Genomic DNA, 3186 nt, shown 5'->3' with positions numbered 1-3186 from the left:
CCTGACGGGCTCTCACAAGGTTACGGTAATAGAATTCTGTGGCGGCCGGTCCAATACCGCCAATCAGTCCGATATGCATAGATACCTCCGTGTGATGTGTTTATTCCTTACAGATAACGCCGCGCTCTGCGGCAAATTTGAAGCGCAGCGGAGAATTTGTCCGACAGCAGCGCCTTGATACTGATTGAGCCTTCTCCCCAGCCCAGCGGTTACCCGCTAAGCTGGAAGGCGACCAAGCACTACACGGGAGAAGACTCATGAACTTTTACCATAGCACCCACCGCCATTATTGTGGAATCGATCTGCATGCCCGCAGCCTGTATGTCTGCATCATCGACCAACAGGGCGAGGTACTTATGCACAAGGAAATCAAAGCGCGCCCGGAACCGCTACTAGCCCTGCTCGAACCGTTTCGTGATGATCTGGTAATCGGTGTCGAATGCATGCACTGCTGGTACTGGATCTCGGATCTGTGTGAAGAACACGGCATTCACTTTATCCTGGGCCATGCCTTGTATATGAAGGCCATTCACGGTGGTAAAACCAAGAACGACCGTATCGATTCTTTCAAAATCGCCATGCTCATGAAGGGCGGCAATTTCCCCCTGGCCTACGTTTATCCCAAGGAGATGCGGGCAACCCGGGATTTACTGCGCCGACGCACCCGCATCGTCCAGCACGGAGCCATGCTCAAGGCCCATGTGGTCAACACCACGAGCCAATACAACCTGCCGCCCAACAAGGTCAACCTGAAGAATGTGGGGGCCCGGGAACAGGTTCAGGCGGCCTTTGCCGGGCAGGATGTTCAGCGCAACATCGATCTCGACCTGGCCATCATCGAATGCTATCACCGGGAACTCAGCAAACTGGAAGAACACCTGGAACGGCAAGCCAAACAACATGATCCCGCTTCCCTGAGTGTGCTGAGGACCATTCCCGGTGTGGGGCGCATCCTGGCGCTGACCATTCTCTACGAAGTCGGCGATGTTCAACGCTTCGAATCGGTCCAGAAATTTGCTTCTTACGCCCGGCTCATCAAGTGCAAAGCCGAGTCTGCCGGCAAGGTCTACGGCACCCAGGGCAACAAGATTGGAAACGCCCATCTGAAGTGGGCATTCTCGGAGGCCGCCGTGCTGTACCTGCGGGGTAATGACAAGGCCCAGCGCTATCTACAGAAACTCCAGAAACGAATGAACAAACCCAAGGCGCTGTCCGCGCTGGCCCACAAGCTCGGCCGGGCCGCCTACTTCATGCTCAAGCATCAGAGGGTGTTCGATGAACAACGATTCCTAAAGGGTTAGTCACGCCACGGGGTGAGCATGACGTCTAACTGGATCAAACAGGATGATAACTGAAAGCCGGGTGTCTGCTGACTGGTACCTGATACCGAACCGGCTTTCTATCACCGTCGTTGAAGCCAGTCGCCTTGATTAGCCGCCCCGTGGGCGTGCCTTAATGCCATGAGCCAGTGCGCTTACACCGGCCCTGAGCCTGACGCTAACTGGAGCTACGCAGCCAGATCCTTGAATAGTGCCAGTGGCCGGTTAACCGATGAATGTCTGGTGCCCCTGACCCACCGATGGAACAACCGGTCAGGCTGTGGTCTAAAGCCACGTAAGAGAGCCCCTATATGTGTTTGCTGTAAGTGCCTGACAGCCCCGCGAGACTGACGAAGCAGGCGTTCTCGCTCATGGATTTAGGTTGGCCGCTGGCGCGGCCAAAAAAATCACTATTGCCTATTGATTCCGAGAAGGCTCATATGTGTTATATTCAATCCATCGGTTCATAGCGTTGCCGGTTGACGTAAGCTGTATTTTCCTTTGGCTCAGCACCCGCTTCCGAAATCTCGACTTCCAAAACGTACGAAGGCAATCCAAACTTTTCGAGGTAACCGCACGCCACTTCAATCGCCTCTTTTCCAAACTCTAGATCGAGCCCTTGGAAATACCGGCACGAGAGCATCATCGAAAGCGGTGTTGCATACCGATAGAGCAGAGTATCTTTATACCCTGTTGCTTTAGCCACGTTCAGCGGCACACATACAGCGCTTGTTCGTGGGGCAACTGAACCAGTTTGCCAATTTCTTCGATAGAAATTTCGGATTTCATGAAGAAATGCCGGAGCAAACTGAAAGCCCGTAATATCTTCGTAGTCATACAGCAGATATTGAGCCCTTGGTGCATGCTTAAGGATTTTATTGACCTGTTGTGCACGCATGGCGTCAAAGTTGGTTTTTCTTCGTTGTCGCCGCTTCGCCTCAAGGAATGCTGCACCCTGAAGATGTTCACCGTCCTTGTAGTTAATCTTGACCAGCACTGCAATATCGCCAAACCGGTTTTCGTAGGAACCACTCAGTTTGTAGGCCTCCCAGTGCAGGTGGCTTCGGACGTCGTCGCCCACCAGCTCAACTCGACCAAGCTCTTGTCGCAATTGCGTCAGAATACTTCGCGTGATGTGGTCTTCATCCCAATCCCAAATCCCAACGCTCTTAACCGTTGTTCGAATGGTGTGCTCAAGGAGACCTGTGAGGTCAAAAAGGTCATACGGCATTAAATTTGGCTCCTTGAATATAACGCCGCCAGCATGCGCGTCTACGAAATGGAGGCGAAGCCACAATGTAGTAGGCGTCGCCGTGACTGGCCTGGTTATGAGCTTTACTCGAGGCCGTAATCATCGGTGAATAGGTCCATTTTGCTGGTTACATATTCCATAATCTCGTCGTATTTTGCCTCTCCTATCTTTCCGGCAACCACAAAACAAAAGAGGTATGAGGCAACATAATGGAACTTGTACTGATCCTTTGACCTTTCATCACATGCCCAGTCTCTTTGTACCTGCTCATCATTCTGATCCAGCATTTCCTGAACGAGAGCATCATTTTTCATGTTGTTTCTTTTGGAATAGATCAGCGGCGCAATCATATAGAGATTCTGGGCTGGGATTTCACCAATCCTTGCCGCTTCGATGGCCTCTGCCAGTGAGATTTCTGCTTCCTTAAGCCACTTGTTCATGTCTATCTGCAACCCTCATGGCTCATAATCGGGATAGGGAGGCACCTCACGATGCCCCTCCTCCCACATCACCGGGCATACGGATCACGTACCACGGCGATTCAGTGACTTGATTCAACCCGTTACCGTACTGCCAATTCCGGCAGTCCATAGCTCCGGAACAACCGGGCCGGCA

At 52.4% G+C, this 3186-nt stretch carries 3 protein-coding genes; 1 reads left to right on the top strand and 2 read right to left on the bottom strand.

The window, feature by feature from the left end:
• The first annotated feature begins 257 nt into the window (after positions 1 to 257).
• Positions 258 to 1301, top strand: a complete 1044-nt coding sequence (locus QPL98_RS19290) for an IS110 family transposase (protein WP_303293860.1) — start codon at positions 258 to 260, stop codon at positions 1299 to 1301.
• A gap of 469 nt (positions 1302 to 1770) precedes the next feature.
• On the opposite strand, the gene QPL98_RS19285 is transcribed toward QPL98_RS19290, so the two are convergent.
• Positions 1771 to 2550: a hypothetical protein gene (locus QPL98_RS19285; RefSeq protein ID WP_303293858.1), complete on the bottom strand. Its 780-nt coding sequence runs from the start codon at positions 2548 to 2550 to the stop codon at positions 1771 to 1773.
• Positions 2551 to 2654: 104 nt separating this feature from the next.
• On the bottom strand, positions 2655 to 3011 hold the full coding sequence (locus QPL98_RS19280; protein WP_303293857.1) for a hypothetical protein: 357 nt from the start codon (positions 3009 to 3011) through the stop codon (positions 2655 to 2657).
• Positions 3012 to 3186: the final 175 nt, after the last annotated feature.

It is taken from the genome of Marinobacter sp. ST-43 (assembly GCF_030541085.1).
Taxonomy (GTDB): domain Bacteria; phylum Pseudomonadota; class Gammaproteobacteria; order Pseudomonadales; family Oleiphilaceae; genus Marinobacter; species Marinobacter nauticus.
This window is presented reverse-complemented; position numbering and strand designations above follow the sequence as displayed.